Below are 2,920 nucleotides of genomic sequence, written 5' to 3' on the forward strand. Positions count from 1 at the left end.
AGCCGGGCATGTGCAGATCAAGCAAGACCTGTTGCGGCGCCAGGCTCACGGCCAGGTTGATGCCTTCGCGGCCACTGGCGGCCTGTCCCACCACTTCGAAGTCGTCGCTGGCGCCGAATAGCTGTGCCAGTCCTTTGCGAAACAATGGGTGATCATCGATCAGTAATAAGGTCGTGCAGTCCATCGAAACTCCCCTGTGGCAGGTCTTGGTGACGGCGAAGGCCAAGGTGTACGCGGACCCCGTGCGGGCGGATCGCCTCAATGGTCAGTCGGGCGCCAATGCTCCCGGCGCGCTCGCGGATAATCGCCAGGCCGAAATGGTTTTCCTCCAATGACGCCGGGCTCAGTCCGATACCGTCATCCTCCACCGAAACAGAAGCATCACCGTCCTGGTTTTGCCGCAACTCGATGCGCACATGCCGTGCATGGGAATGGCGTACCGCATTGGCCAGTGCCTCGCGAATGATCTGCAGAATCTGCAATTCGGTTTCCGGGCTCAAAGCATCATCAGCCAAGCGATTGTCCAGTTCAAAAACGATGATGCAGCGTCGCGAGAACTCGGCGACAGAGTCGGCCAGGGCCTGGCGCAGCGAGCGCCCGTCCATGGTCAGTCGAGCGCTGGTGATCAGCTCGCGCACTTGGCGCTGCAGCAGACTCAAGCCGCCGCACAGTTCCTGCAACGCGGTGCTGGCCTGCGCAGGCTCGCCCAACTGCGACTGCAGCAAACGCGCCTGGAACGACAGGTAACCCAACTGCTGAGCCACCGAATCGTGCAGCTCGCGGGCCAGGGCGCCGTGCCGGGACGTGGCCTGTTTGCGCTGTTGTTCACGGGTGTGGCAGCGCAAGCGCACGGTGACGCCGACCGCCTGCGCCGCCTCTTCCAGCAACTGGCGCCAGCTGGCGTGGACGGGTTGTGGGGTATCGAGCAACAACACCCCTTTGCTCGAATCGTCGCTGTGCGGCAAGGCACACAGCAGGCGATGTACGCCCCGTTGCCGGCAAGGGCCACAGGCCTGAGCCGTCTCAGACAGTGTCGAGTCACTCCAAGGGCAACGCGCAACGTCCTGACAGCCCTCGAGCAATCCGCGCCGTGCCGGCCCCAAGTCTTCGCCACCCAGGATCAGATTCAGTTTGCAGGTTGGCAACAATGCTTCGAAACGATCCAGAAAACCCGACAAGGCACCGTCAGCGTGCACCTGACACAAGGGCAATCCGGCCAGCAGTTTGCGCACGTTGCGTGCCTGTTCGGGGCGAATACGCCCCAACCAGAGCGGCCACCACTGCGGTCGTGTTCGCACTATCGATAACTCCCCGTCCAGTTGCTCAGCCCTGAGCTAAGACCAGCAACTTCCATGCCCCGAACAGCCGTTGCGCAGGACTTATCTCCAAAGACATAGCCCTTTTTCCGGATTGAGAAAATTTTCCCCATAAGAAAATATCTTCCCCAACAGGAAACAAATTCCCAGTCCAACGCCACCTTTCTCGCCCTTCGACGGGCGCGGATCAGCCAGGAAAGCCCACATGACAGATGGACACAGCGCCGCCCCTGACCGACTACACAGCCTCCCGCGCTATCGCCAGCCGCTGCCTCGTGAATACGTCACCCGGCACATCGTGGTCATGCAATCGGCGGCCGCCTGCTCGCCCGTTGTCGGGGAACTGGAACGGTCCTTGGTGCTGAATGGCGAAAGCGCCGACTTTTCCCGGCGCCTGCATCAGGTGCTGGTCAGCGCCACCGTCGGCAGCCATCTCTACATCATGGGCGACGAGGCATTTATCTGGCGCATCCACGGCGAGGCCTGCAGCGCCGGACTGGAAAATGACGAGATCGATATCACCCGCACGATTGCCGGTGCGCGCCTGGTGTATTGCGTGCACTGCGGCCTTACTCAGGCCGCCGGGCCGGAGCCACTGCTGACCTGCATCGGTTGCGATGTAGGGCTGGAAGTCCGGGAGCACTTTTCCCGCCGTCTCGGGGCGTACCTCGGCGTCTGCACCAACCCCGACCAGCCTTACGTCGGAGTCGGGTCATGAGCGCCGTAATCGAAGTGCGGGTCAGCGCGGCGAGAATGCTTACCCCAGTGGTGCGCGAATTCACCCTGCAGGCGTGCGGCGGGCCCCTGCCGGTTTTCTCCCCCGGCAGTCATGTGCAGGTTCACCTGCCGCTTGCCGAGGGCAAGCTGCGCAATGCCTATTCACTCACCAGCGACCCGGCGGACAGCCAGCATTACCGCATCGCAGTACGCCTGCAGGAGGCCTCCCGCGGCGGCTCGCACTACCTGCATCGGCAGGTCCAGGTCGGCGACACGCTGCAGATTTCGCCGCCCRCCAATCTGTTCGCCCTGYACTCGACCGCCAGCCTGCACATTCTGATCGCTGGTGGCATCGGCATCACGCCGTTCATGGCCTACATCGCGGCCCTGGAACAACAAAAGGCCCACTTCGAATTGCACTACCTCTGTCGTCCGGGCCTGAGCGATGCCTATGTCGAGGCGTTGCAACAGCGACTGGGATCGCGCCTGCACACCTACGCCAGCCGCCCGAACCTCAGCCGGATCCTGCGTGATCGACCGCTGGGCAGCCACCTTTACACCTGCGGTCCGCAACCGTTGCTCGACGCGGTTCGGCAACAGGCCAAGGTACTCGGCTGGCCGCCCGGTCGGGTGCACTGGGAAGCCTTCAATGCCGCACAACCGGGCCAATCCTTCGATCTGGAACTGCTGCGCAGCGGTCGGCGCCTGCGAGTCGGCACCGAACAAAGCCTGCTCGAAGCCCTGGAATCCGCTGGGTTGCAGATCCCCAACCTGTGCCGCGGCGGGGTCTGCGGCCAGTGCATGACCCGCCACGTGGGCGGCGACATCGAACACCGCGACAGTTTTCTGAGCCCCGCCGAGCAGGCCGACTTTCTCATGCCCTGTGT

4 protein-coding genes are annotated in these 2,920 nt (G+C 63.1%); 2 read left to right on the plus strand and 2 right to left on the minus strand.

Features of this window, described 5'->3' with window-relative positions:
- A partial coding sequence (locus AC1DRJ_RS23305) for a response regulator (RefSeq protein ID WP_477804225.1) occupies window positions 1–184 on the minus strand: 184 nt, incomplete at its 3' end.
- Entirely contained in the window at window positions 153–1,298 is a 1,146-nt protein-coding gene (locus tag AC1DRJ_RS23310; protein ID WP_477804226.1) for an ATP-binding protein, read from the minus strand. The genes AC1DRJ_RS23310 and AC1DRJ_RS23305, both read right to left, overlap by 32 nt.
- Before the next feature lie 223 nt (window positions 1,299–1,521).
- Between AC1DRJ_RS23310 and AC1DRJ_RS23315 the strand changes: the two genes are divergently transcribed.
- Window positions 1,522–2,034 carry a dimethylamine monooxygenase subunit DmmA family protein gene (locus AC1DRJ_RS23315; protein WP_477804227.1) on the plus strand — a complete coding sequence of 171 codons (513 nt, stop codon included), beginning with the start codon at window positions 1,522–1,524 and terminating at the stop codon, window positions 2,032–2,034.
- A partial coding sequence (locus AC1DRJ_RS23320) for a PDR/VanB family oxidoreductase (RefSeq protein WP_477804228.1) occupies window positions 2,031–2,920 on the plus strand: 890 nt, incomplete at its 3' end. The genes AC1DRJ_RS23315 and AC1DRJ_RS23320, both read left to right, overlap by 4 nt.

This window comes from Pseudomonas sp. P5_B2, from assembly GCF_056400445.1.

Excerpts from the sequence above, each read along its gene's own strand:
- AC1DRJ_RS23315 (WP_477804227.1), top strand. The coding sequence starts at position 1,522 with ATGACAGATGGACACAGCGCCGCCCCTGACCGACTACACAGCCTCCCG.